21 protein-coding genes and 1 pseudogene are annotated in these 22,222 nt (G+C 68.5%); 9 read left to right on the forward strand and 13 right to left on the reverse strand.

From position 1 onward, the window contains the following. Window positions 1-12: 12 nt before the first annotated feature. The 3 genes from JQX13_RS51475 to JQX13_RS51485 form a co-directional block, all read right to left on the reverse strand. Window positions 13-1,203, reverse strand: coding sequence for an efflux RND transporter periplasmic adaptor subunit (locus JQX13_RS51475; RefSeq protein WP_203406677.1), 1,191 nt, complete (start codon window positions 1,201-1,203; stop codon window positions 13-15). Then, window positions 1,200-2,429, reverse strand: coding sequence for a TolC family protein (locus JQX13_RS51480; protein ID WP_203406678.1), 1,230 nt, complete (start codon window positions 2,427-2,429; stop codon window positions 1,200-1,202). The genes JQX13_RS51475 and JQX13_RS51480 overlap by 4 nt, the downstream gene beginning before the upstream one ends. 105 nt (window positions 2,430-2,534) lie before the next feature. Further along, the gene (locus JQX13_RS51485) at window positions 2,535-2,843 is read right to left on the reverse strand and encodes a hypothetical protein (RefSeq protein WP_203406679.1); all 309 of its coding nucleotides are present in this window, start codon (window positions 2,841-2,843) and stop codon (window positions 2,535-2,537) included. Window positions 2,844-3,006: 163 nt separating this feature from the next. Here JQX13_RS51485 and JQX13_RS51490 point away from each other — a divergent pair, with 163 nt between their 5' ends. The 3 genes from JQX13_RS51490 (at window position 3,007) to JQX13_RS51500 (ending at window position 5,855) form a co-directional block, all read left to right on the forward strand. Beyond that, on the forward strand, window positions 3,007-4,503 hold the full coding sequence (locus JQX13_RS51490) for an amino acid permease (protein ID WP_203406680.1): 1,497 nt from the start codon (window positions 3,007-3,009) through the stop codon (window positions 4,501-4,503). Window positions 4,504-4,598: 95 nt separating this feature from the next. Then, a complete protein-coding gene (locus JQX13_RS51495; protein WP_203406681.1) occupies window positions 4,599-5,582 on the forward strand; it encodes a hypothetical protein in 984 nt (327 codons plus the stop codon). Between the two features lie 15 nt (window positions 5,583-5,597). Further along, window positions 5,598-5,855, forward strand: a complete 258-nt coding sequence (locus JQX13_RS51500; RefSeq protein WP_203406682.1) for an acyl-CoA-binding protein — start codon at window positions 5,598-5,600, stop codon at window positions 5,853-5,855. Window positions 5,856-5,873: 18 nt separating this feature from the next. Here the strand turns inward: JQX13_RS51500 and JQX13_RS51505 are convergent, their stop codons facing one another. Then, complete coding sequence (locus tag JQX13_RS51505; RefSeq protein ID WP_203406683.1) at window positions 5,874-7,088, reverse strand: transglutaminase-like domain-containing protein; 1,215 nt, start codon at window positions 7,086-7,088, stop codon at window positions 5,874-5,876. Between the two features lie 58 nt (window positions 7,089-7,146). Here JQX13_RS51505 and JQX13_RS51510 point away from each other — a divergent pair, with 58 nt between their 5' ends. Further along, a complete protein-coding gene (locus JQX13_RS51510; RefSeq protein WP_203406684.1) occupies window positions 7,147-8,052 on the forward strand; it encodes an ATP adenylyltransferase family protein in 906 nt (301 codons plus the stop codon). A 7-nt stretch (window positions 8,053-8,059) separates the two neighbouring features. Here the strand turns inward: JQX13_RS51510 and JQX13_RS51515 are convergent, their stop codons facing one another. Next, window positions 8,060-9,151 carry a hypothetical protein gene (locus JQX13_RS51515; RefSeq protein ID WP_203406685.1) on the reverse strand — a complete coding sequence of 364 codons (1,092 nt, stop codon included), beginning with the start codon at window positions 9,149-9,151 and terminating at the stop codon, window positions 8,060-8,062. A 116-nt stretch (window positions 9,152-9,267) separates the two neighbouring features. Here JQX13_RS51515 and rdgC point away from each other — a divergent pair, with 116 nt between their 5' ends. Further along, on the forward strand, window positions 9,268-9,927 hold the full coding sequence (gene rdgC, locus JQX13_RS51520; protein WP_203406686.1) for a recombination-associated protein RdgC: 660 nt from the start codon (window positions 9,268-9,270) through the stop codon (window positions 9,925-9,927). After that, entirely contained in the window at window positions 9,914-10,588 is a 675-nt protein-coding gene (locus JQX13_RS51525; RefSeq protein WP_203406687.1) for a hypothetical protein, read from the forward strand. The genes rdgC and JQX13_RS51525 overlap by 14 nt, the downstream gene beginning before the upstream one ends. 43 nt (window positions 10,589-10,631) lie before the next feature. Here JQX13_RS51525 and JQX13_RS51530 read toward each other — a convergent pair whose 3' ends face one another. The 3 genes and pseudogenes from JQX13_RS51530 to sitA5 form a co-directional block, all read right to left on the reverse strand. Continuing rightward, window positions 10,632-12,470, reverse strand: coding sequence for a vWA domain-containing protein (locus tag JQX13_RS51530; RefSeq protein WP_203406688.1), 1,839 nt, complete (start codon window positions 12,468-12,470; stop codon window positions 10,632-10,634). 147 nt (window positions 12,471-12,617) lie between these two features. Then, window positions 12,618-13,244, reverse strand: coding sequence for a hypothetical protein (locus JQX13_RS51535; RefSeq protein WP_203406689.1), 627 nt, complete (start codon window positions 13,242-13,244; stop codon window positions 12,618-12,620). Window positions 13,245-13,255: 11 nt separating this feature from the next. Continuing rightward, window positions 13,256-14,932 (reverse strand): annotated as a pseudogene (gene sitA5 / locus JQX13_RS51540) (SitA5 family polymorphic toxin). 301 nt (window positions 14,933-15,233) lie between these two features. Here sitA5 and JQX13_RS51545 point away from each other — a divergent pair. Then, entirely contained in the window at window positions 15,234-16,313 is a 1,080-nt protein-coding gene (locus JQX13_RS51545; RefSeq protein ID WP_203406690.1) for an oxygenase MpaB family protein, read from the forward strand. Here the strand turns inward: JQX13_RS51545 and JQX13_RS51550 are convergent. Continuing rightward, on the reverse strand, window positions 16,302-16,775 hold the full coding sequence (locus tag JQX13_RS51550; RefSeq protein WP_203406691.1) for a hypothetical protein: 474 nt from the start codon (window positions 16,773-16,775) through the stop codon (window positions 16,302-16,304). The two genes, JQX13_RS51545 and JQX13_RS51550, sit on opposite strands and share 12 nt — an antisense overlap. Before the next feature lie 164 nt (window positions 16,776-16,939). On the opposite strand from JQX13_RS51550, the gene JQX13_RS51555 reads away from it, so the two are divergent. Beyond that, window positions 16,940-17,761, forward strand: a complete 822-nt coding sequence (locus tag JQX13_RS51555) for a cytochrome P450 (protein ID WP_203406692.1) — start codon at window positions 16,940-16,942, stop codon at window positions 17,759-17,761. Further along, window positions 17,761-18,345 carry a cytochrome P450 gene (locus tag JQX13_RS51560; protein WP_239015531.1) on the forward strand — a complete coding sequence of 195 codons (585 nt, stop codon included), beginning with the start codon at window positions 17,761-17,763 and terminating at the stop codon, window positions 18,343-18,345. The genes JQX13_RS51555 and JQX13_RS51560 overlap by 1 nt, the downstream gene beginning before the upstream one ends. A gap of 7 nt (window positions 18,346-18,352) precedes the next feature. Here JQX13_RS51560 and JQX13_RS51565 read toward each other — a convergent pair whose 3' ends face one another. The 4 genes from JQX13_RS51565 to ccoG all read right to left on the reverse strand — a co-directional run bounded on the left by JQX13_RS51565 (window position 18,353) and on the right by ccoG (window position 22,222). Continuing rightward, the gene (locus JQX13_RS51565) at window positions 18,353-18,715 is read right to left on the reverse strand and encodes a response regulator (RefSeq protein ID WP_203406694.1); all 363 of its coding nucleotides are present in this window, start codon (window positions 18,713-18,715) and stop codon (window positions 18,353-18,355) included. Window positions 18,716-18,720: 5 nt separating this feature from the next. Beyond that, complete coding sequence (locus JQX13_RS51570) at window positions 18,721-19,308, reverse strand: hemerythrin domain-containing protein (protein ID WP_203406695.1); 588 nt, start codon at window positions 19,306-19,308, stop codon at window positions 18,721-18,723. Window positions 19,309-19,310: 2 nt separating this feature from the next. Continuing rightward, on the reverse strand, window positions 19,311-20,639 hold the full coding sequence (gene hemN, locus JQX13_RS51575; RefSeq protein WP_239014386.1) for an oxygen-independent coproporphyrinogen III oxidase: 1,329 nt from the start codon (window positions 20,637-20,639) through the stop codon (window positions 19,311-19,313). Between the two features lie 170 nt (window positions 20,640-20,809). Beyond that, entirely contained in the window at window positions 20,810-22,222 is a 1,413-nt protein-coding gene (gene ccoG, locus JQX13_RS51580) for a cytochrome c oxidase accessory protein CcoG (protein ID WP_203406697.1), read from the reverse strand.

The following is a 22,222-nucleotide window of genomic DNA, read 5'->3' on the forward strand; positions in this document are numbered from 1 at the left end:
GAGCGGCTCCTTTCAGTGCCCATGCTCATCACCCACGCCCCGTGACTTCTCCACCTCGGCCTTGAGGAGGAAGGCCCCGTCCACCACCACCTGCTCACCGGACTTCAGGCCCGAGAGCACCTCCACGTCTCCCCCGAGGGTGCGGCCACGCCCCACCGCTCGCCGTTCGAAGGTCCCCCCATCCTTGGGAAGGAAGGCGAACCAGCCGTCCTCCAACCGCTGGAGCGCCGCCGCCGGCACGGTGGTGACGGTGGCGCCCTGCATCCCCAGCGGGATGAAGGCCGAGGCGGACATGCCCGGCCTCAGCACCCCCTCCGGGTTGTCCAGCTCCAGCCGCACGGGGATGGTGCGCGAGGCGGGATCCACCCGCTGGCCGATGAAACCCACCTTCGCGGCGAAGTCCCTGCCCGGAAGGGCGGCGAAGGTGACACGCGCCGGGGCTTCCCGCTGGATGCGCACCGCGTCCCGCTCGAAGGCATGGACCGTGAGCCACAGGCGCGACAGGTCTCCGATGTGGAAGAGGGCTCGGGACGGGTCCGCCACCTGCCCCACCACGGCGCTGCGCTCGATGACCGTGCCCTCCAACGGGGAGCGCAGGGTGAAGCCCGCGAAGCCCCGGCCACTCGCCGCCTCCTGGGCATCCACGCCGAGCGCCAGCAACTCCGACCGTGCCGCCACCAGTTCCGCCTCGGCGACGGCCGCTTCGGCTTCGGCGGCCTGCACCTCCTTCTCGGCCACGATGCGCTCGGCCCCCAGGGAGCGCTTGCGCTCGGCGGCCTGCCGGGCGGCAGTGGCCCGGGCCTGGGAGGACTGGAAGGCAGCGCGAGCCTTCCCCAGCTCGGGGCTCTGGAGCTCCACGAGCGGCTGGCCCTTCTTCACCTGCTGGCCCGGCGAGGCCAGCAAGGCGATCACCCGGGCGGGGATGGGTGAAGCCACCTCGGCATAGGCGTTCTCGTTCACCCCCAGCTCGCCCAACGCGGTCACCCCTTCGCCTCCGGGGCGCTCCTGCACCGGAGCCGTGGTGACGCGCAAATCCCTCAGCATCTCCGGGCCGATGTGGATGATGCGCTCGTCTTCACCCTCTTCATGGGCGTGAGCCCCGGCTTCCTTCTCGTGGGTCCGGGCCTCGTCGTGCGGAGACGTCTCGCGCTTGCAGGCGCACACCCCGAGCAGACAGAGCAGGAGGACGTGGATGGATTTCATCGAAGGGCTCCGGCCTGGACGGCGAGGTGGACACGGGAGAGGGCGGCACGCAGGAGACGATCGAGATACTCGGCGCGGGCCTCGAGGACTTCACGGCGCACGAGGAGGAACTCGGCCAGCGCCATCTCCCCGGCCTCGTAGGACCTGCGGGCCAGCTGCTCGTTGTCCGCGAGCAACGGAAGGACCTCGCGCGCCAGCAACTCCACCGCCTCGCGTTCCTTGAGGTACTGAGCGGTGGCGGCCCGCACCTGGACGGTCTGCGCCCGGCGGGCGGCCTCCAGGGCCACCTGGAGACGCTGGACACGAGCCTCGCCGCTCACCCGAGCGGACTGGCCCCGGGCGAAGAGAGGCAGGGTCACGCCCAGGGCACCGAGGAGCACGCGCTCATTTCCCTCGCTCTCATAGCGGACCCCCACGTTGAGGTCAGGCCAGGCGGCGCGCGCTCCCTGGCTCCGCTCCGCCCTGGCCTCCTCCAGCTCCGCCACCAGGGCGGTGATGTCCGGACGCTCCGTCTGGGAAGACGGAGCCTCGACGGGTTGGGCGGCCAGCTCGCGCAGGTCACCGCGAATCCCGAGCTCCGCATCCGTGGGCAGGCCGAGCAACACGTACAGCTCGCCCAGGAGCGCCGCGACCCCTCCCTCCGCCCCCAGCACGTCCGCGCGGGCACGCACCAGGGCCACGCGCGCCAGGTTGACGTCCACCACGGGCACGTCCCCGGCCTCGAATCGCCGCTGAGTGGCATGGGCGACGTCCCGGGCGGCCTCTTCCGCCGCTCGAGCCAGGCGCAGCCGCTCCCGGGCGTGCAGCGCTCGCAGGAAGGTGTCCGCCACCTCCCCGAGCACCCGTCGCTCCGTGTCCCGCTGTTGGGCCGTCTCCCTGGCGAGTCCGGCGCGGGCCACCTCGAGGCGCCCGCCCCGCTTGCCTCCCAGCTCGAAGGGTTGAGAGAGGCCCACGGCGATGTCGGCCGTCCGCGCCCCCGTGGCCTGGGTGCGTGGGCCCGCTTCGACCTCCAGCGTGGGATTGCCGTGCAGCAAGGGGGAGGCACCAGCGACGGGGCCTCGCGCTTCGGCCACGCGGCCCGCGGCCTCCAACAAAGCGGGAGCACGCTGGCGGGCCAGGGCCAGGGCCTCCTCCAGGGTGAGCTCGGATGATTCGGCCGCACCCGGGCGCGGCCAGAGCAATACGGCGACGAGCCCGAGGGCCACCGTCGCCAGACGGGGGAACATGAGAAACCTCGCGAAGGTACGCGAGCATCCCGAGAGCGACGCCACCCGGGACGACCGGGATGCACCTCTCCTGATGACGCTCGAGACAGATGGACGAACAGGGCCTTACGCGAGGGGTGCTATTGGGACGTGCTGGATGTCACCCACATTGACGGATGACGGCTCGTCCTCGTCGTGTTCGACGGTGAGTGGAGACCACGGCGCCATCGGAATGGTCGAGACCGTGGGTGCCACGACGACCAGGCGCACGTGGGAGCAGCAGGTGCAATCGACGCAGTCCGGGGCACATCGCCCTTGCTCGTCATCATCCTGGCAGCGCTGCACGCACACCTCACCCGAGCCAATGGGCGGCAGCAGGGCACCCCCTACCGGGGCGAACAGCAGGATGCTGAGGAAGAGCCAGAACCGGAGCACTGCGCCCCCCTGTATCACATGAGAAGGGGGCCCGCCCCGAATTGTGGAACCTCCCCGCACCAGGAGTTGAATCGAAGGCATCCGCTCGCCGGGCGACATTCGGTGGGGCGACAGCGCGGTTCTCCTTTCCCGAGCGGTTGGAGCATCGTTGACTGCCGCCCCTATGAGTATCTGGTCGAAGAAGAGCATTGCCCAGCTGCAGGACGAGGAAGGAGCGACGCACGAGCTGCACCGCACGCTCACGGGTTTCCACCTGATGTTGCTGGGCGTTGGAGCCATCATTGGCGCGGGCATCTTCGTGGTGACGGGCACGGCGGCGGCCCAACACGCGGGGCCCGCCATCATCCTGTCCTTCGTCCTGGCGGGGGTGGGCTGCCTCTTCGCGGGGCTGTGCTACGCCGAGTTCGCGGCGATGATCCCCGTGGCCGGCAGCGCCTACACCTACGGCTACGCCACCCTCGGCGAGCTGGTCGCGTGGATCATCGGGTGGGATCTCATCCTCGAGTACCTCTTCGCCTCCTCCACGGTGGCGGTGGGCTGGTCCGGCTACTTCACCGCCTTCGTGCGCGACTACCTGCACTGGCAGCTCCCCATGGAGCTGACGAGCGCGCCCTTCGACGTGCGGCCGGGCTCGCACATCCCCCACGCCACCGGAGCCCTCATCAACCTGCCGGCCGTGCTGCTGGTGGCGCTCATGACCGGGCTGCTCATCGTCGGCATCAACGAGTCGGCGCGCATCAACAACATCATCGTCTTCTTGAAGGTGGGCGTCGTCCTGCTCGTCATCGGCTTCGGCGTGGCCTACGTGCAGCCCGACAACTGGAAGCCCTTCATCCCGGAGAACACGGGCACCTTCGGTCATTACGGCTGGAGCGGCATCCTCTCGGGAGCGGGCGTCATCTTCTTCGCCTACATCGGCTTCGACGCCGTCTCCACCGCCGCGCAGGAGACACGCAACCCGCAGAAGGATCTGCCCGTGGGCATCCTGGGCTCGCTCGCCATCTGCACCGTGCTGTACATGTCCATGGCGCTGGTGATGACGGGCCTGGCGCACTACAGCGAGCTCAACGTCCCCGAGCCCGTCTACGTGGCCATCTCCCGCGCGGGGCCGGCGCTGTCCTGGCTGGGGCCCATCGTCAGCCTGGGAGCCATCGCCGGCCTGGCCTCGGTGGTGCTCGTCATGCTGATGGCGCAGCCGCGCATCTTCTTCGCGATGGCGCGCGACGGCCTCCTCCCCCACTTCTTCGGCCGGGTGCACCCGCGCTTCCGCACCCCCTACGTCGCCACCCTCATCACCGGCGTGGTGTCCATGGTGGTGGCGGGACTGTTCCCCATCGGCCTGCTGGGAGAGCTGGTCTCCATCGGCACCCTGTTCGCCTTCATCGTCGTCTGCGGGGGCATCCTCCTGCTGCGCTACCGGCGGCCGGAGATACCCCGTCCCTTCCGCACCCCCCTCGTCCCCCTGGTGCCGCTCCTCGGCATCCTCGTCTGCGGGACCCTCATGATCGGCCTGGGGCCGGCGACGTGGTTGCGGCTCATGATCTGGATGGGGCTCGGGCTCGCCATCTACTTCGGTTATGGCCACAAGCATTCACGCCTCGGCCAGGGGAAACCCCCCGCCGGCCCGCCTCCTCCGCCGCTCACCGGCGCGCCGCACTGAACCCCGGACCCACCGCTCTTTCGGACACGCGGGCGCCGCAGGTCGCGCCATACTGCCCGCCCCGTCAACATGACGACTCCCGCCGTGGTGCAGCCATGAATGCCCAGGAACTCCTCGCCCGACTCCAGGACACCTCTCCCCAGGGTCCGTTGGATCGCCTCGCCGCGCTCGTCGTGGAACACGAGCTCTCCCAGCCCCTCGAAACGCTCTTTCCGCCGCCCCTCCTGGCGCGCGCGTTGAAGGCGGCCCTCGAGGGCTGGCTCGGCTCCGACACCGCCGATCGCGAGCTCGCCTCCGCCATCGACCACCTCCACGAGCAGCTCACCCAGGACAAACGCACCGTGCGCGAGGCCCTGCCGCCGGAGCTCTCCAAGGGACTGGCGGAGCTGGCCGCCCGCCGCTACTCGCCGGACCGGACGCTGGTGCTCTCGGTACTGGATCGGCCCCCCGTCCGCGCGCTGGCGCGCGGGCTGCTGCTCAACGTGCTCATCGAGTTCAGCCGCAAGGTGAGCGCCCCCGTGACGGAGAACCGCATCGCCAAGGGATTCTCCGGCCTGGCGCGGTTCGCGACCGAGCAGGCCAGGAGCTCCGGCGGAACACTGGGCGGCATCGCCAGCGCGCTCTCCGATGAGATCGAGCGCCAGGTGGAGAAGCGCGCCCGCGACTTCACCGAATCGGCGTTGTCCGGCATCTTCCAACAGCTCGCCGACGCGCTCACGGATCCGAGCCGGGCCTCGGAGCAGGCGGAGATGCGCGTGGCCCTCCTGGAGGGCGTGCTGGGCCTCCCCCTGGAGCGGCTCGGGCGCGAGCTGTCCCGCGCGGATGTCCCCGGTGGCGCGGTGGTGGTCCGCAAGTCCCTCTCCCAGTGGCTCGCCTCGAGCAATGCCACCGCGGAGCTGGAGGGCTGGCTCACCCGGGCGATGGAGCGCGACGGCAAGCGCCCGGTGCGCGAGGTGCTCGGAACGCTCGGCCTGCTCGACACCTTCCAGAAGATGGGCCAGGAAGCGCTGCGCGATCGCCTGACCCCCATCGTGGCCTCGGAGCCCTTCGCCCGCTGGCTGGAAGAACTGACCCGATAATAGAGGAGACACCCCATGGCACTCGAGGATGACTTCCGCTCCGCGCAGGAGCGGGTGAAGACGCTCACCACCCGCCCCTCCAACGACACGCTGCTGGAGCTGTATTCGCTCTTCAAGCAGGCCACCGAGGGCGACGTCCAGGGCAAGCGCCCGGGAATGCTCGATCTCAAGGGACGCGCCAAGTACGACGCCTGGGCCAGCCGCAAGGGCCTGGGCCGTGAAGCGGCCATGCAGCAGTACGTGGCGCTCGTGGAGCGGCTGCTGAAGGGCTGAGGCCCGCGGCAGCGCCGATCAGGGGTCCGCCGCGTACCGGATCTTCATCCGGTTGATGGGACCGGCGACCCCCGCCTGACTCACGGCCCGGGCCTCGAGCGTGTTGAGCCCATCGTGGAGCTTCACGGACACCGTGTCTCCCGGCAGCCGCTTCCACTCCTTGCCGTCGACGCGCAGCTCGTAATGGTCGAACCAGGGCATGCCGTGCTGGAGCGTGAGCGTGTAGTCCGGCCGGGCGGCGAACAACGGCCGCTTGCGCAGGAACTCCTCCTCGGTGGTGATGCCGTGCTCCTTGATGAGCTCGATGGGCTGGCGCGCGTCCTTGTACGCGAACAGCACCTGGGTGTGGTTGAGCGGGAAGTAGAAGTCCCGCGGGTCGTCGGTGAAGAGCAGGTCGTCGTTGTGGAACCCCTGGAAGGTCGCGAACTGGCCCTTCCCCTCCAACGGCAGCGTCAGCGTGGCCTTCTTCCCGTCCCGCACGTAGGGGATGTTCATGTAGCCGAAGTACCGGCTGATGAAGCCCCGGTACTGCTTGTCGAGCTCCGCCAGATCCTTCGGCCCCTTCTTGTGGCGCTCCAGGTAGCGCGCGGACGGGACGAAGCGGATCTCACCGAACCGGCCCTCGCGCTTGAGCTGGTACATCTCGTAGAAGTTCAGGTAGCGCCCCTGATGGGTCGCGTACACGCTGAACTGCGGGTCGATGAAGATCCACTTGTCCTGCGTGTTGGACCAGACCTCGGACACCACGTGGCCCTGCCCGAAGCCCCCGTAGGCGGCATCCGCGGTCTTGATGCCGAGAGGGCGCGACGGGTAGCCCAGCGACAGCAACAGATCCGACACCACCGTGCCGTACTCCACGCACCGGTAGCGCTGCCCCTGCTTCACGTTCTGGAGGATCTGGTACGACGACGTCCCCTCGGGGGGCTCGTTCATCCCGTCATGGTCCCACTGGATGCTCACCCACTCGAGCGCCGCGAGGATGATCTCCGGGTCCGAGCCGCGCGAGAGGTCCACCTGCTTCAGGACATACTCCCGCAGCTGCTGGAGCTCGGGAGTATCGAGGCTCTCGGGCAGCTTCAGGGTGCGGTAACGGTCGTCCAATTTGAGGTTGGTGGACTCGACGACGGAGATCTTCTTGAGCGGACCGGGCGTGGCGGCCGGAGCCCCGGCGAGGGCGGCGGGCGAGGTTCCCAGCAGGGCCAGCAGGACGGTGAGGGACGCGGAGTGTCGCATGTCGAGCACCTATACGAGCGGTCCTCGGAACGATTGCGCTGCGGTAATCTGCGCCGTGATGAGCACGACCCCCGCCTCCCATCGGCCCCTGCTGCGACCCGAGGACCTGTGGCCTCGCATCGTCAGCACGACCCGGAACGCGCTGGCCTCCGGAGCCCTGCAGCCGATCGCCACCGATTGCCGGACCCTGGAGCACCAGGGCATCCCCTTCCAGGTGCGACTGCTCGGCCGGGCACACCTCAAGGATGAGCGGACCAAACGCGAGAGGCCCCGCGCGGCGCCGTTCAATCCCTTCGAGAACCCGGAGCCGGACATGGTGGTCGGGGAGCCCTCGCCCACGCACGTGTGCCTGCTCAACAAGTTCAACGTCGTCGAGCACCACCTGCTGCTCGTGACGCGCGTCTTCGAGGAGCAGGAGTCCCTGCTCACGGCCGCGGACTTCGAGGCGCTCGCGCTCTGCATGAGCGGCCTGGATGGGCTGGCCTTCTACAACTCCGGCGAGATGGCCGGAGCCAGCCAGCGGCACAAGCACCTGCAGCTCATCCCGCCGCTCGGCCCCGAGGGGCTCCGCGCTCCCGTGGAGAAGCTGCTGTCCCCCCCACCCGCGCGAGGCCCCACCACCACGCTGCCCACCCTGGGCTTCCTCCACGCGGTGACCGGGCTCGGAGCCTGGGAGAATTCGCCCCAGAAGGACGGGGCGCGCATGCTGGAGGCCTACCAGTCCCTGATGGCGGCGCTCGGGATGGGAGAGCCCCTGCCGCCGTACAACCTGCTCGCCACGCGGGACTGGATGCTGCTCGTGCCCCGCGCGTGCGCGGAGACCCACGGCATCAACGTCAACGCCATGGGGTTCGCCGGCTCGCTGCTCGTCAAGACGCCCGAGCAGCTCCAGAAGCTCCAGGAGCTGGGACCCCTGGAGATCCTGCGTCAGGTCACCCGGCCCGCCCCTCCGGGAGCCCCGTGACGAAGGCTCAGGCCTCCATCAGGATACGGTGCCTGTAGAGCTCCAGCAGGATGTCCTCGTGCAGGTCCGCCTGCTTCTCCTTGCGCAGGCGCTCGCGCACCGCCGCGACCGGCTCGCGGCCGGTGAATTCCACGAGGAGCGAGTAGGCCACCCCGGGCAGCGCGACGGCGTCGTACTCGCTGTAGGCCCCCAGTGCGACGCTCCCATCCGCGAGCCACTTCACGGTGGCCTCGGGGTTGAGCTTGAGCACCTTCGGCAGCTCGGGCGCGACCGCGTCCCGGAGGCTCTTCTCCAGCACCTTCAGCTCGATGACCCCATCCAGGCCGAGGATCTTCTCGACCTGCTCCGGAGACAGCGCCCGGACGGCCTCGTAGCAGCCCCGGTAGAAATCGCGCTCACGGCCCGCCCACTGACGCCACAGCGCGGCGTACTCCTTCTGGGGCAGGGGCTTGTCGTCCAGATCCTCGACGGTCGGCGTCTCCGAGGGGTCCGGCTTGTCCCGGCCGGCCAGGATGTACTCGGGCATGAGCTGGAGCACCGCGTAACGCGAGAGCTGGATCTCCGCGAGCGCCAGGTACGTCTTGAACGTCATCCAGAGCTTCCGCCCATCCGCCCCCGCCACGTACTTGCAGAAGAACGTGGAGCACACGGCCTCGCGGTAGGGCCAGATGGTGCAGCCGCCGTGATCCAGCTCGTAGTACGGGCAGCGCATGGAGGCGGCCTTGCCGAAGAACTGGCGCGAGTTGCGGTAGAGCAGGTTGTACCGGGCCGACGGCCGCACCCACTGCGGTGTCACGCCCACGCGGCTGGAGATCTTCTCCCCCACCCGCCGGCGCCCCTCGTCCAGCTCGTCACGCGTGTCGGACAGGAGCGCGCCCACCAGGTAGTTCGGCAGCTTGGGGTAGTACGTGCAGCACTTGGTGTCCGGCCGGAACAGACGGCTCACCCCGTCCACGGATTCGACCGTCTCCGAGGCCGAGGACGGACACATGGCGCACGAGGCGCACGTGGCCTTCGTCTCGACGGGAATCTCCTTCTGGAAGAAATCAGGAAGAAGGCCCCTGTAGAGGACCGGCAGGCTGTCGAGCATCTGGGGCATGGGGACGGGCTCCTGCGTGGGTGGATCCCGCCATCTACCAGCAGAGACTCCAGACTTCCAGGCGCACCACCAGTGCCTTGACGGCGGGCCCCGGCTTGTCCAATTTGCCGGGCTTCATGCCAGTCCTGAGCGGTGCAGTGACCTTCTCGCGCTTCCGGGCCGAACCGGCCGGAAACGCCCCTTCCGATACGAAACGCTGGCTCGCCAAGGGCCTGAAGTCCGGAGCCTTCGAGCCCATCGATCTCAAGAAGACCGAGGACGAGCGGGCGGCGGGCTTCGTGGAGCTGGAGAACCATGACTCCGTGGACTTCTCCACCGGCAGCGTCCTCTATGGCGAGTACGCGCTGTTCGGCTTCCGTATCGACACCGTCAAGCTGCCCGCGGCCGTGTTGAAGGCCGAGCTGGAGAAGTGGGCCAAGGCCTTCGAGAAGCAGAACGGCCGCCAGCCCACCCGGGGCGAGAAGGCCGAGAACCGCGCCTCCCTGCGCCACATGCTGCGCCAGCGCGCCGTGCCGAGCACCAAGGTGCACGACGTGAGCTGGAACCTGAAGACGAGCCAGGTGCAGATCTGGGCCGCCTCGCGCAAGGCGGTGGATGAGATCCTCCTGGCCATCGAGACGGCCTTCGAGGTGAAGCTCCAGCCGCTGGTGCCCGCGTCCCTGGCGGCGCTCGCCGGCATCGCCGACGACGCCCTCATTCCCACGCCCGAGCTCATCGGCGTGGAGATTTCCAACAGCGAGATTCCCAGCAGCGAGGTGACCCATGGGGAAGCGTGAGCAGGCCCGGATCGAAGCGGCCTTCATGCGGGGCGACACCGGTGTGGACGGTGCCGCCACCGAGGAGGAGACGCGAGACGAGGCCGAAGTCGAACGCGACAAAGCGCGCGAGCAACTGCTGCGCGGGCGGGCCTACCTGGGCCGCGAGTTCCTCACGTGGCTGCTGTGGCGCTCGGAGTCGGGCGACGCGCTGGTGGACTTCGAGGGCACCGGGCTGATCGTCCTCTACACCGGCCGGTGCACCCTGCGCGGCATCAACGGCGACGTCACCGAGATGTCCGCCCGGGGAGCGCTCGCGCCCTACTCGGAGCAGGTGAAGCACTCGCTGGACCGCGGCCTGCTCATCCACCAGGCGCGGCTGCGCTTCACCCACGGCGAGAAGGCCTACGAGGTGACGCTGGACGCCGAGTTCCTCGACATCCGCGCGGCGAAGCTGCCGGAGCTGATGACCGAGGAGGAGGATGACCGGCTGCAGGAGCGGCTCTACCTCACCGAGCAGCTCTCCGCGATGGTGGACACCCTGGTGCAGGCCTTCCTCGAGGTGCGCGCGAGCCGCAACTGGAGCAAGAAGGTCGTCCCGGCGATGAAGAGCTGGATGAAGGGCGAGGACGAGGCCCCCAAGGCCACGAAGGTTCAGCTGGCGCGCGCCGCCCGCGGTTGAGCCGACGAGGGAGCGGAGCCCGCGGGTTCCGCTCCCCCCGGCGCTACTGGACGAGCCGGCGGATGTCCCCGCAGGCGATGTACGAGCCGCCGTTGCCGGTCGTGATGATCTCGTCCACCACGTACAGCACGTTCTCCTCGCGGATGTCGCGGGGGAAGCGGATGTTGAGATCGGGATCGTAACCGTCCGACACCACGCGGGCGCGCAGCTTGCTGCCCTCCTTGATGCACTGGACGATGACGCCCGTGCCCACGCTGTTCGTGGTGGGCAGGTCCGCCGCCGAGCCCGCCGTCACCTTCGACGCCGTGGGCTTGCTCTTCTTCGCGGGAGTCGCGTCCGAGGCCCGCGCCGCGCGCTCCTGTCCCGGCCGGACCAGCCGCTTGATGGAGCCCACCACGCGGTAGAAGGTGCCATCTCCCGAGGGCTCCAGCTTGTCCACCACGTACGTCACCCCCTCCTCGCGCACGCTCCGGGGGAACTGCACGTTGAAGCTCGGATCGTAGCCCTCGGAGGCGGCGTGGATGCGCAGCTTGCCACCCTCGCGCACGCACTCGAGGACGATGCCCGTGCCCGCGCTGGACACCGCCTCCAGGCCGTCCGCCGAACCGCCCGCCGTCCCACGCAGCGCCAGGTCCCCACGGCTGCGCGTGCCCGCCTGGTAGGACTGATCCCTCAGCTCCTTGCGGATGACGGGATCGTACTTCCTCGACTCCAGACGCTGCGCGTAGTGCGCGAGCTGCTCCACCTCCTCGGCGATGTCATAGGAGGCCTTGTCCAGGTGGGTGGAGAGCTCGGCGATGACCTGCCGCAGCCGCTGCGAGGCCATGGTGAAGTCTCCCTTGTCGGCGAGCTCGACGGCCTGGTCCTTGACGCGCGCGATGCGCAGGCGGTTCGTCTGGGCCAGCACGTTCTTGTCCGCCGACACCGCCGCCGACTCCGAGGCCGCCGCCAGGGTGGCGACGATGGGAACCTCACCTGAAATCTCCCGGATGGCCCCGTCCACCACCGTCTGCGCCCGGTACACCAGAGTGGCCAGCGTTACAGCACCGCCCTCCGCCCCCGCGTCCACGGACAGCTCCGCCGCGAGCTGCCGCTCCTCCGTGGAGTACACATCGCCCAGCCCCACCTCCACCTCCTGGCCGCGGGACTCGAAGCGGTAGCGATTGAGCACGCTCGCCACCTTCACCGTGGGCGCCGGCTTGAGCGTCACCTCCAGGTTCTGCGCGACGATGGAGCCCAGGCCCTCCATCTCGATGCCGAACACGCCCCCGGCGTCCTCCGGAGTCTGGATGTAATAGAAATGCCCCTCGCCGGCGTTGGCCATGCCGATGAGCAGGTCCTCGTTGAAGTTGGCGCCAAAGCCAAGCGTGGTGGTGATGACGCCAGCGGCGGACTTCTCCCGGGCCGTGGAGACGAGCGTCTTCGGGTCGGTGATACCCATGTTGGCCTGGCCGTCCGTGAGCAGCAGCACGCGGTTGATGCGCTCGCTGGCCTTGTTGGCGCTCACGTGCTCCACCCCCTTCAACCAACCACCGCTGAGGTTGGTGCACCCGCCAGCGCGAACCTGGGAGAGCACCGAGCCGATGGCGGCCTTGTCCGTGACGCGCGTGGGCATGAGGACCGAGTGCACCGCGTCGTCATAGGTGACGATGGAGAGCCAGTCCTCGGGACCCATCCGCTCCACGAGCTGCCGCGAGGCCTGCAGGGCGTGCTTCAGCGGGACGCCCGCCATGGAACCCGAGCGATCGATGACGAGGCTGAGATTGAGCGAGCGCTTCGCGGATGCCTCCGAAGCCTCCGCCTTGAACGTCACCAGCAGGTCGACCTTGGACGAGGTACCGACGGGAAGCACGGGACGGCTGAGCGTATAGGAAGCCTTCATGGACAGGCCCTTTCGAGAAGTACGCCAGAGAGCCTAATGTCACCCTCTGTCACGCGTCATCAGGGGGGCACCTGCCCTGTCAGGTTGACAAGAGTGTCGTGAGAAGCTCCCGAGGCGGTTACGCCCTGGCCATCGGCGGAGACCCCGTCAGTAGACGATGCAGTCGAACTTCTCGATGACGGCCCGGATCTCTTCGGGTGTGGTCTCGACCAGCTTGGCGGCCGAGGGGGCGTAATAGGTCAAGGCCCTGGTATTGGGTGGGTGCTTGGGAAGCATATCCCTAATGAGTTCACCCAAAGGACCTGGCCACGTGAGGTCGCGGAGCTCGGGGGCTCGGCCGATGGGGTCCAGGATGGTGAAGCAGGGCCACTTGGGAAAGCGAATGGTAGCTGGGTCAGAGCCCATGATGCGGCAGGCGCCCAGACGGGCCTCGGAGAAGTCGCAGTCCTCAATGGACCCATGCTCCGCGCCCTTGGAGTAATTGGGCCAATGCCCGAAGTCGCACCCCGTCAGGCGCCCCTTGAATCGGCACCCCTTGAGGGAGGCGAACACCCATTGCTGATGGTTCTTCAACTCCTGCTTCACCTCGAAGGTACAGTCGACGAACCGGGTTCCCTGGTCGAAGATCAGGTTCCTGCCGGAGACCTTCAGGACGAGGGTGCAATTCCTGAACGTCACATTGGAGCCAAAGAAGTAGAGCGAGCCCTTATCTGTCAGCTCCAGCCGCTCGTTTTCGATTTCCCGGTCCTCGTAGAAGACCTTTTTGTAGAGCATCCGCCGCCCTCTCAGAAGGTGAGCATCCGGAAGAATTCGCTCGCCATGCGCCGGCCATGCCGCGCCAGGTTCGACTCCGTACCCGAGAGAATCTCGTACTTATAGCCTCCAGGGACTTCCACATCGACGCCCTTGCTCCGACTGAAGTTGTAAAGGTGCTTGAACTGGCGGGACACCCGACCTTCGACCCAGCGACCCCGGGCTTCGCGTTCCAACAGCCGTGCCAGCCAGTATTCGCCCTGGTTCTCGGCTCTTTGGATGGCGGCGAATTCCTCAGCCGAGAGCTTATCGGGCCCCCACTCCTTCGCGGCCTGGGTGACGGCCTCCTGGAGCATGTCCCCTACCTTGTCCTCGGCGGGAATGTCCGCGGCCGACTTGCCACGTGGCAAGTGCCAGCGCTGGCCATCGCTGAGTTCCACCTGCCGGTTGCCGCCCCGATGCCGGATGAGCATTTGCGCGGAGCGGCCTCCAGAAGCCCTGCCTGCCCCAGAGCCCTGCCCCTTCTTGAGCATGACCACGGCCATGGGGCCCTGTGGTGAGGTGGCCACCATCTCCACCGTCGCCACGGCCTTGGCCAGGGCCCCGTCCGTCGCGAGCGCCGTCTCCACGACCTCCACGCGCGCCATGATGGCGGCGCCACCCTGAGCCTCGAACCGTGCTCCCGCGAGGTTGAAGCCCGGAAGCGACTTCACCCGAGGCAGTACCTGCCCGAGCGTGTGCCCGCTGAGCGTTGCCACCGCGAGAATCAGGGCCCGTGCCGCATCCTCGCCCAGCACCTTGCCGAATTCCTCACCCGCCGCGCGCAGTTCCCCGAAGGTGGTGGCGTGGTGCGCCGTGTCGGCCATACGGGCCCACCCGTCCATCAGCCCGTACACCGTCTCGAGGCCCAGGTAGCCCATCAGAAGGAGGGTCACGCCGGCGGCCAGGGCCTTGGTCGTCGGCTCGGGCACCGCCCACATCATGCAGTAGAGGGCCACCGTCCAGACGACCAGGGACACGAGTGCCCGCACGTCCAACAACTCGCCCACGAGGGCCGCGCGCGTCTCGTCGAGCACGGTGCCGAAGGCCAGGGCCAGAGCCAGCGTGCGACGATCATCGGTGCGCAGGTAGGGCCCATCATCCAGCAGGCCCAGGCAGTCGCCGCCGCCCCGGTGCACTCACCACCGGAGGTACTTCTCCTCCAGGGCTGCTTCGGCCTCGGGGGTGAGGACAACCGGGCCCTCCTGTCGCTCGGGAATGAAGGTGAGGCCCTCGCCGCGATACTGCTCCAGCTTCCAGTCGCCTGTCGCCGCCACCCGGAGGGCGTCTGGTTGCGTCTCCAGCAGGCTCAGCAACTCGTGAGCGGCCTCCCGTGGCGTCTCCTGCTTCAGCCGCACGTCTCGGGAGAGGTGCAGGAAGGACTGCTGGAACTCGGCCCTGGAAATGGGCACCGGCCGGATGGCGACGGCGCCGGGCTCCATGAAGTCCACGACGTACGCGGTGGAGAATTCGAGACCGGACGCCCATGTAACGGCCGCACGCTCTTTCGCCGCCGACGGTGGCGCGCGCGAGTGATGGCTCGGGAGGAAGCTGCCCCGTGGGGCGCCCGTGGCACACGCAAATTGGAAGAGGACAATCAGGCTCCAGACACCAAAGCAGGGGCCCAGCCGTGCGCATGTCGTGCGAGCGCCAGGAAGATGGGTGGACACGTCGCACCTCGGGAAGTGACGCGGCCTGAAAGCCGTCGCTCCGAATCACACGTAAATCCGGATACGTCCGTCAAGATACCGGGTGGACCAGGGAACGAGGGCTCGCCTCAGCGGCGGCGAGGAAGAGAGCTGGGTCAACATGACGCGTGCGATGTGATGCCTGACGCACCAGCCGGGGGACCTCAGCGGGCGGCCCCTTTCGGGCAATGGTTAGTCTTCCGGGACCATGTTTCCCGAGCGCTACATCCACACAGAAGAGACCCACCGCCTGTTCGGAAGCCGGGTAGGCCGCCTTGGTGCCATGCTCGACGAGGGAGATCCGCTCGCCGACGAGGCCGCGGCGGCCCTCTCCACACTCTCGCCCCGGCGGAGGGAGGAGCTGATTCGCCGGATGACAGCGGGCGACAGGCCCTCCTCGGCACCCGAGGCGGTGACCCGCTTCTTCGCTCACGTCCACCACGTTCCCTTCTGGGTGGATGACGAGCGCTGCGACCGGGGGGGAGCGGCCTTCCTGCGCACGGGCCTCTTCGGTGGCTTCGTGCTCGCGTTCCGGTCTCTCGTGATGGGCTACTGCTCTCCCGCGGGCAACAAACCCCTCACCTTCTCGGGCCGGCTCACGACGTCCGCGCCGCGCCGGCTCTCCGAAACGGGCCGCTTCGTGGAGGCGGTGTGCCTGCCAGGAGGGATGCGACCGGGCGCGCCCGGCTTCGCGTCGACCGTACGGGTGCGGCTGATGCACGCACAGGTCCGACGCCTCCTCTCGGGCTCGCCGCGGTGGAATGCTCGAGCATGGGGCACCCCCATCAACCAGCTCGACATGGCGGGCACGATGCTCCTCTTCAGCCTCGTGGCGGTGGATGGGCTGCGGCGTCTCGGGGTGCAGCTCTCACCGGACGAATCGGAAGACCTGATGCACCTGTGGCGCTACAACGGGTACGTGATGGGCGTGCGCGAGGAGCTGCTCTCCGCCACCGAACACGAGGCACGCGCCCTCTGGGAGCTGATCACGACCACGCAGGCCCCACCGGACGAGGACTCGGCGGCACTGGCCGAGGCGCTCATCCAGAGCCCTCGACTCCAGGCACACACACCCGAGGAGGTCTTCAGGGCGGAGCGGGCCATCGAGTTCGGTTACGGCATCTCCCGCTACCTCATCGGTGACGAGGCCGCGGACGCGCTGGGCTACCCCCAGAGTGCCTGGCGTTTCGTGGCACCGCTGCTGCGGGTGCTGCTGTCGGGCACCAGCCAGCTGATACGGCGGGTACCGGGTGTGGACATGCTGGCGCTGAGCGCGGGGATGACCTACTGGCGGCGAGCCGTCTCGATGGGGCTGGGTGGGAACGACGCCACCTTCGAGATGCCCCAGTCCCTATCCGTGTGAGCCAGCGTCAGGAGAGCGGGAGAAGTCCCCGAGGACGACGCGGGACCGGCCCTCCATGGGCAGCTCATGCTCCTCCACGGAGGGGAAACCGAGCTCGCGCGCCAGGTCCGCCAGGTACCGCCGCCACGGGTTGTACGGCATGCTGTTGTCCGAGCAGCAGGGCACCACGGCGAAGGGCAGCCGGTGCTTCGCCGCGTACTCGATGATGATCCGCGTCGCCCCGTCCGGGTGCATGCCCACGAGCAGGTCGCACTCGCACGGCTCCTCCAGCGTGAACATGCGCTGGGCGTAGCGCACGGGCAGGTGCTTGTGACGCAGGTCGAAGGTGGTGACCGTGCGCCCCAGCCGGGACAGGGCCTCGTTCAGCCGGCCCTGCCCTCCGGCGATGTCGTAGATGCGCGGAGCGGGGAACCGCTCGGTGATGAACTGGGCGAAGAGCTCGAAGCGCCGCTTGTCGGCCATGCCGTCTCTCTACACCAGGTCCGGTGTCCGCGATTCCCAAGGATGGCCCTGGCCCATCCGAACGAGGGTGGAAGCGGAGAATAAGGCGGGCGTATGAGCACTCCGCCACGCATCACATCCGCTGCGGGTCCACTCCATCCCCCTGACAGCTCGAGGACCTGCTCATGCTTCCGCCACGCATCCCCCGTCCCGCCCTCTTCCAACTCTTCCAGTGGACCGCCCACCCCATCGGGTTCATGAAAAAGGCAACCGAGCGCCATGGCGACTGCTTCCTGGCACGCTTTCCCAAGAGTCCACCGGTCGTCTTCACCAGCGACCCGGAGATGATCCGCCAGCTCTTCACGGGCAAACCGGAGGATCTCCACGCTGGAGAGGCGAACCGGTTGGCGGAGTTCGTGGTGGGGAAGAACTCGCTGCTGCTGCTCGATGGGAAGGAGCACATCCACGAGCGGCGAATGATGACGCCCTCCTTCCACGGAGAGCGGATGCTCTCCTATGGATTGTCCATGAGGGAATCAGCCGACCGTGTCATCGATCGCTGGCCGGTGGGGAGGCCGTTCTCCCTCCACGCGCAGTTCCAGGACATCACCCTGGACGTCATCCTCAAGACGGTCCTCGGCCTGTCCGAGGTCGAGTCACTCGAGCGCTTTCGGAAGTTGCTCGTGCGGATGCTGAAGCTGAGCACGCACCCATCCTTGCTGTTCCTGAGCGCCCTGCTCCCAGCGGAGAGGATGCACAAGCTGTTGTCGCTGGGAAGCAAACCCCTCCGGTTGGGTCCGTTGAAGGCCGATATGAGCCAAGCCATGCCGTGGACCCGGCTGAGCCGTCTCACCCAGGAGGTGAACACTTCCCTCTTCGCCGAAATGGCCTGGCGCCGGGCCGTGGGAGTCGAGGGCCGAGAGGACATCCTGTCGATGCTCATGCAGGCACGTGACGAGGACGGCCGGCCCATGTCCGACCAGACCAGGAGTTGCGCGACGAGGTGATGACCCTCCTGATCGCCGGGCACGAGACCTCCGCGGCCACGCTCGCCTGGACGTTCCACCAGGTCCTCCAGCGGCCGGACGTGGAGGAGAAGCTCCGGGCGGAAATCAACGAGGTCGCCGGAACGGAGCCTCTGGCACCCGGGCAGGTGAACCGGCTGGAGTACGTGGACGCGACCCTGAAGGAGACGATGCGCCTGCTGCCCGTCGCCCCTGTCGTGGGGCGGGTCCTTCAACGGCCCATGAAGATAGGGCGGTGGGAGTTGCCGGCGGGTGTCGTCGTGCTCCCGAGCATCTATCTCACCCAGCACCGTTCGGACCTGTGGCCGGAGCCCGGACGATTCAATCCGGAGCGCTTCGTGGGCAGGCGGGTCAGCCCCTACGAATACTTCCCCTTCGGAGGTGGGGCGCGGCGCTGCCTGGGCATGGCCTTCGCCACCTACGAGATGAAGATCGTCTTCGCCGAGGTGCTGAGGCGGGTGAGGCTCCGGGCAACCACGAACCATATGCCCGACGTGGCGCGCCGAGGCGTCACCCTGGCCCCCGCCTGCGGGGTGCCAGTGCGCGTTGACGCCTTCCTCTCCTGAACGGGCCTCAGCGGCCCTGGATGCAGCGCTGCAGCTCGGTGATGAGCGTCTCGTAGCGCAGCGGCTTGCCCAGCACGCGGTACGCGCCCAGCGACCGCGCGGCCTCGGACGCCAGCGAGTTCACCTGCCCCGTCACCACCAGCACCGGCGCGTCCGGCCGCTCGCTCCGGGCGGTGCGAATCACGTCCAACCCATGCCCTCCGGGCAGCTCCACGTCCGTGATGACCGCGTCGAAATACTCGCTCCGCAGGCGCTGCACGGCCGCTTCCGTCTCGCACGAGCCCACCGCGGAGTAGCCATCCATCAACAGCAGATCGCACAGCGCGCCCATCGCCGCCGGCTCACCATCCACCACCAGGATGCGCTTCATGGCGCTCACCTCGCGACCCAGGGTTGAGGACGCATGCCTCCCGCGCGACGCACGGGGGCCGCCGGCAGGGGAAAGGCCAGCTCCAGCGCATCCGCCGCCTCGGCCAGCGAGCCGTGCGCCGCCTCGATGCGCGCGAACTTCGCCCGTACCCGCTCCATCACGTCCACCGGGAGCAGCCGCCGCACCATGGGGAAGAAACGCCCCTCCTCCGCCTCTGTATGGCCCCGGTGCAGGCGCACGTAGCGCTCCGCGAGCGCGTAGAGCTCCTCGGGTTCCCTCTCCCTCCGTGTCACCCCGCGCGCCACCTCGAGCAACTCCCCCGCCAGCTCGCGCCCCACCTCATGCTGCGCGGAGAGCCCCGCCAACATGCCCGCGCCCGACGGCAGCCCCCGTGCGATGAGGGCCTGGAAGACCTCGCCCTCCTTCGCGTCGTGGCTCCCATCCACGAACTTGAGCAGGAAGTGCGCGGCGCGCTCGAAGAGCACCGGGGACACGGCCCCGCCTCCGCGCCCATGTGCCACGGCCCGATCGAGTACGTCCATGACGCGCTCGATGTGGCGATGCTCGTTCACCAGGATGTCGATGGCGTCCATGTTCACACCGTCCGAGAGAAGCGGGACCGCTCGGCCCGGCGCAGGTAGGCGTCGAACACCATCGCCACGTTGCGCACGAACAACCGCCCCAGGGGAGTCACCTCAAGCTGGCTGCCTTCCCGGCGCACCAACCCGTCATCTTCCAGCGGCGCGAGCCGCTCCAATTCCAGCGCGAAGTCGCGCGTGCCGTCCTCGCCCAGGTCCACCCAGAAGTTGCACATGAGCTGGGTGATGAGGGCGCGGCGGCGCCGGTCGTCCTCGGTGAGCTGGATGCCCCGCTCGGTGGCGAAGCGGCCCTTGCGGACCCGCTCGTAGTAGTACGGCAGGGCGCGGACGTTCTGCGCGTACGCGCCGCCCACGTCACTGATGCCGGTGGCCCCGAGCGCCACCACGTCCGAGGCCGCCTTCACCGTGTAGCCCTGGAAGTTGCGCCCCAGCGAGCGCCGCTCCTGGGCTCGGGACAGCTCGTCCTCGGGGACGGCGAAGTGGTCCATGCCGATGGGCCGGTAGCCCGCGTCCACGAAGGCGGCCCAGGCGGAGCGGAACAGCCCCAGCTTGGTGCGCGCGTCCGGCAGGGCCTCGGCCGGCATGCGCTTCTGGTGCTTCAGCACGTCCGGGATGAAGGCGAAGGAGTACACCGCCAGCCGGTCCGGCCGCAGCGACAGCACCTGCCGCAGCGTGTGCGCCCAGCTCTCCGGGGTCTGGTACGGCAGCCCGTAGATGAGATCGAAGTTCACCCCGGAGAAGCCCAGCTCGCGGGCGTGCTCCAGCAGGCCCCGGGTCTGCTCGAAGGGCTGGTGGCGGTTGGTCACCTCCTGCACCTTCGGGTTGAAGTCCTGCAACCCCATGGAGACGCGGTTGAAGCCGAGGTCCCTCAGCAGGGAGAGTTGATCTTTCGAGGTGACGGCCGGGTGCACCTCGATGGCCACCTCCGCGTCCGGCAGCAGGGAGAGGTGCCGGTTGAGCCCGCTCCACAGACGCTCGAGCTGCGCCTCGGAGAGGAACGTGGGCGTGCCGCCGCCCCAGTGGACCTGGGACAGCTTGCGCCGGTGGCCCAGCCGCTCCACCACCTGGTCCAGCTCCCGGAGGACGTGGTCGATGTAGACGTCCGCGGCGCTCCGGTCCTGGGAGATGACCACGTTGCACCCGCAGTACCAGCAGAGGCTGCGGCAGAACGGCAGGTGGACGTACAGGGAGAGGGGCTCTTCGGCGCCAGCGGCGCCCGCCACGTCGAGCCGCTCGGCGTAGTGCTCGGTGCCGAAGTCGTGCTTCCACTCGGGGGCGGTGGGGTAGCTGGTGTAACGCGGACCGGCGACGTCATACCGGCGCATCAACTCTTCGGAGGGAGTAGGGATTTGCAGGGGCGCGACCATCGAGCACCCTGCCATTCCAAGCACCGTGCCAGCGCCGAGCCCTCGGCCCCCCCCATTCCGACTGCGTTTCCGGGCGCAAGGGCTGCGCCCGGACGCAAGCGTTGCGCTTCAAACAACCATTCGCCCGGCTACCGGCCCGGAGTGGGAGGCCCCAGGAAGCGGGCTTCCAGCTGCTTCACCTGCCCGGACGCCTGGTCTGTGACCTGGATCTGGAAGGTGAAGGGGAAGCGCAGCCCCCGCTCCACGGTGACGAAGAGGGGCAGCCGGAAGCTCTCCAGGGAGCCGAGCTTCACCTCCTGCTGTGCCACCACCACGGAGGCCGGTACCGGGCTGTCGACCCGCACCGTGAAGGTGGACTCGAGGGGATTCTTGTTCACCAGGTGCAGCTCGAACTGATTGCGCACCGTGGTGCCCTCCAGGAAGTAGGGCAGGCCCTGGAAACGCAGCAGGTTGGCCTCGAAGGGCGTGCGGCCCACCAGGCCCACAGTGAGCGCGATGGCGGAGACCAACAGCAGGCCCCCGTAGAGGAGCAGACGCGGGCGGATGACCCGCCGCTGCTGCCCCGCCAGCCCGTTGAGCGAGTCGTAGCGAACGAGGCCCTTGGGACGACCCAGCTTCTCCATCACCTCGTCACAGGCGTCCACGCACTGCGCACAGGCGATGCAGTCCATCTGCAGGCCATTGCGGATGTCGATGCCGGTGGGACAGGCGGTGACGCACTTGCGACAGTCCACGCAGTCGCCCTGGCGCGGGGCCTCCGGAGCCCCGAGCTTCGCCTTCACCAGCCGGCCACGGGGCTCACCGCGGGCAATGTCGTAGCCGATGATGAGCGAGTCCCTGTCCTGCATGGCCGACTGCAGGCGCCCGTAGGGGCAGAGCACCACGCACAGTTGCTCGCGGAACCAGGCGAAGTTGAAGTACAGCGCGCCCGTGACGGCCATGGCCCAGGCGAAGGGGACGCCATGCCCGCCCGGCCCCTCGCGCACCATGGTATCCAGGTCCTTCACGGAGACGAAGAGCGCCAGCGCCACGTGCGCCAACAGCCACGACACGAGGAGGAAGGCCCCGTGCTTCGCCACCGCGCGTATCACCCACTCCGGCGTCCACGGCCCGGCGGCCATCCGCAGCCGGCGCTCGCGGGGCCCGTCGATCCACCGTTCTACCCGTCGGTAGACGCCCTCGAGGAACACCGTCTGGGGACAGGCCCAGCCGCACCACACCCGGCCGAGCCACGCCGTGGCGAAGAGCAGGGAGAAGCCGGCGGTGGTGAGCAGGAAGAGGACGATCCAGAAGTCCTGCGCGTTGAAGGTGCCCCCGAAGAGGTAGAAGCGGCGCGCGGCCACGTCCAGGTGCACGGCGGGATGGCCGCCCACCCGGATGAACGGCAGCACGACATAGATGGCGATCAGCACCGCATAGACGATGCGCCGCCAGTGGACGAAGCGGCCTCGCACATCCGAGGGGTGGATGGCCACGCGCGAGCCATCCGACCGGATGGAGGAGAGGTGCCCGGTATCCGGCCCTGGAGCTCGAGGTTGCAT

Origin of the sequence: Archangium violaceum (genome assembly GCF_016859125.1) — a bacterium.
In the GTDB taxonomy this organism is placed as follows: domain Bacteria; phylum Myxococcota; class Myxococcia; order Myxococcales; family Myxococcaceae; genus Archangium; species Archangium violaceum_A.

Coding starts and splice junctions, on each gene's coding strand:
- JQX13_RS51565 (WP_203406694.1), bottom strand. CDS start 18,715: ATGAAGCGCATCCTGGTGGTGGATGGTGAGCCGGCGGCGATGGGCGCG.
- JQX13_RS51480 (WP_203406678.1), bottom strand. CDS start 2,429: ATGTTCCCCCGTCTGGCGACGGTGGCCCTCGGGCTCGTCGCCGTATTG.
- hemN (WP_239014386.1), bottom strand. CDS start 20,639: ATGCGCCGGTATGACGTCGCCGGTCCGCGTTACACCAGCTACCCCACC.
- JQX13_RS51505 (WP_203406683.1), bottom strand. CDS start 7,088: ATGCGACACTCCGCGTCCCTCACCGTCCTGCTGGCCCTGCTGGGAACC.
- JQX13_RS51535 (WP_203406689.1), bottom strand. CDS start 13,244: ATGCTCTACAAAAAGGTCTTCTACGAGGACCGGGAAATCGAAAACGAG.
- JQX13_RS51570 (WP_203406695.1), bottom strand. CDS start 19,308: ATGGACGCCATCGACATCCTGGTGAACGAGCATCGCCACATCGAGCGC.
- JQX13_RS51500 (WP_203406682.1), top strand. CDS start 5,598: ATGGCACTCGAGGATGACTTCCGCTCCGCGCAGGAGCGGGTGAAGACG.
- JQX13_RS51475 (WP_203406677.1), bottom strand. CDS start 1,203: ATGAAATCCATCCACGTCCTCCTGCTCTGTCTGCTCGGGGTGTGCGCC.
- JQX13_RS51515 (WP_203406685.1), bottom strand. CDS start 9,151: ATGCCCCAGATGCTCGACAGCCTGCCGGTCCTCTACAGGGGCCTTCTT.
- JQX13_RS51550 (WP_203406691.1), bottom strand. CDS start 16,775: ATGGCCGACAAGCGGCGCTTCGAGCTCTTCGCCCAGTTCATCACCGAG.
- ccoG (WP_203406697.1), bottom strand. CDS start 22,222: ATGCAACCTCGAGCTCCAGGGCCGGATACCGGGCACCTCTCCTCCATC.
- JQX13_RS51525 (WP_203406687.1), top strand. CDS start 9,914: ATGGGGAAGCGTGAGCAGGCCCGGATCGAAGCGGCCTTCATGCGGGGC.
- JQX13_RS51560 (WP_239015531.1), top strand. CDS start 17,761: ATGACCCTCCTGATCGCCGGGCACGAGACCTCCGCGGCCACGCTCGCC.
- JQX13_RS51510 (WP_203406684.1), top strand. CDS start 7,147: ATGAGCACGACCCCCGCCTCCCATCGGCCCCTGCTGCGACCCGAGGAC.
- JQX13_RS51490 (WP_203406680.1), top strand. CDS start 3,007: ATGAGTATCTGGTCGAAGAAGAGCATTGCCCAGCTGCAGGACGAGGAA.
- JQX13_RS51555 (WP_203406692.1), top strand. CDS start 16,940: ATGCTTCCGCCACGCATCCCCCGTCCCGCCCTCTTCCAACTCTTCCAG.
- rdgC (WP_203406686.1), top strand. CDS start 9,268: ATGCCAGTCCTGAGCGGTGCAGTGACCTTCTCGCGCTTCCGGGCCGAA.
- JQX13_RS51495 (WP_203406681.1), top strand. CDS start 4,599: ATGAATGCCCAGGAACTCCTCGCCCGACTCCAGGACACCTCTCCCCAG.
- JQX13_RS51530 (WP_203406688.1), bottom strand. CDS start 12,470: ATGAAGGCTTCCTATACGCTCAGCCGTCCCGTGCTTCCCGTCGGTACC.
- JQX13_RS51545 (WP_203406690.1), top strand. CDS start 15,234: ATGCTCGACGAGGGAGATCCGCTCGCCGACGAGGCCGCGGCGGCCCTC.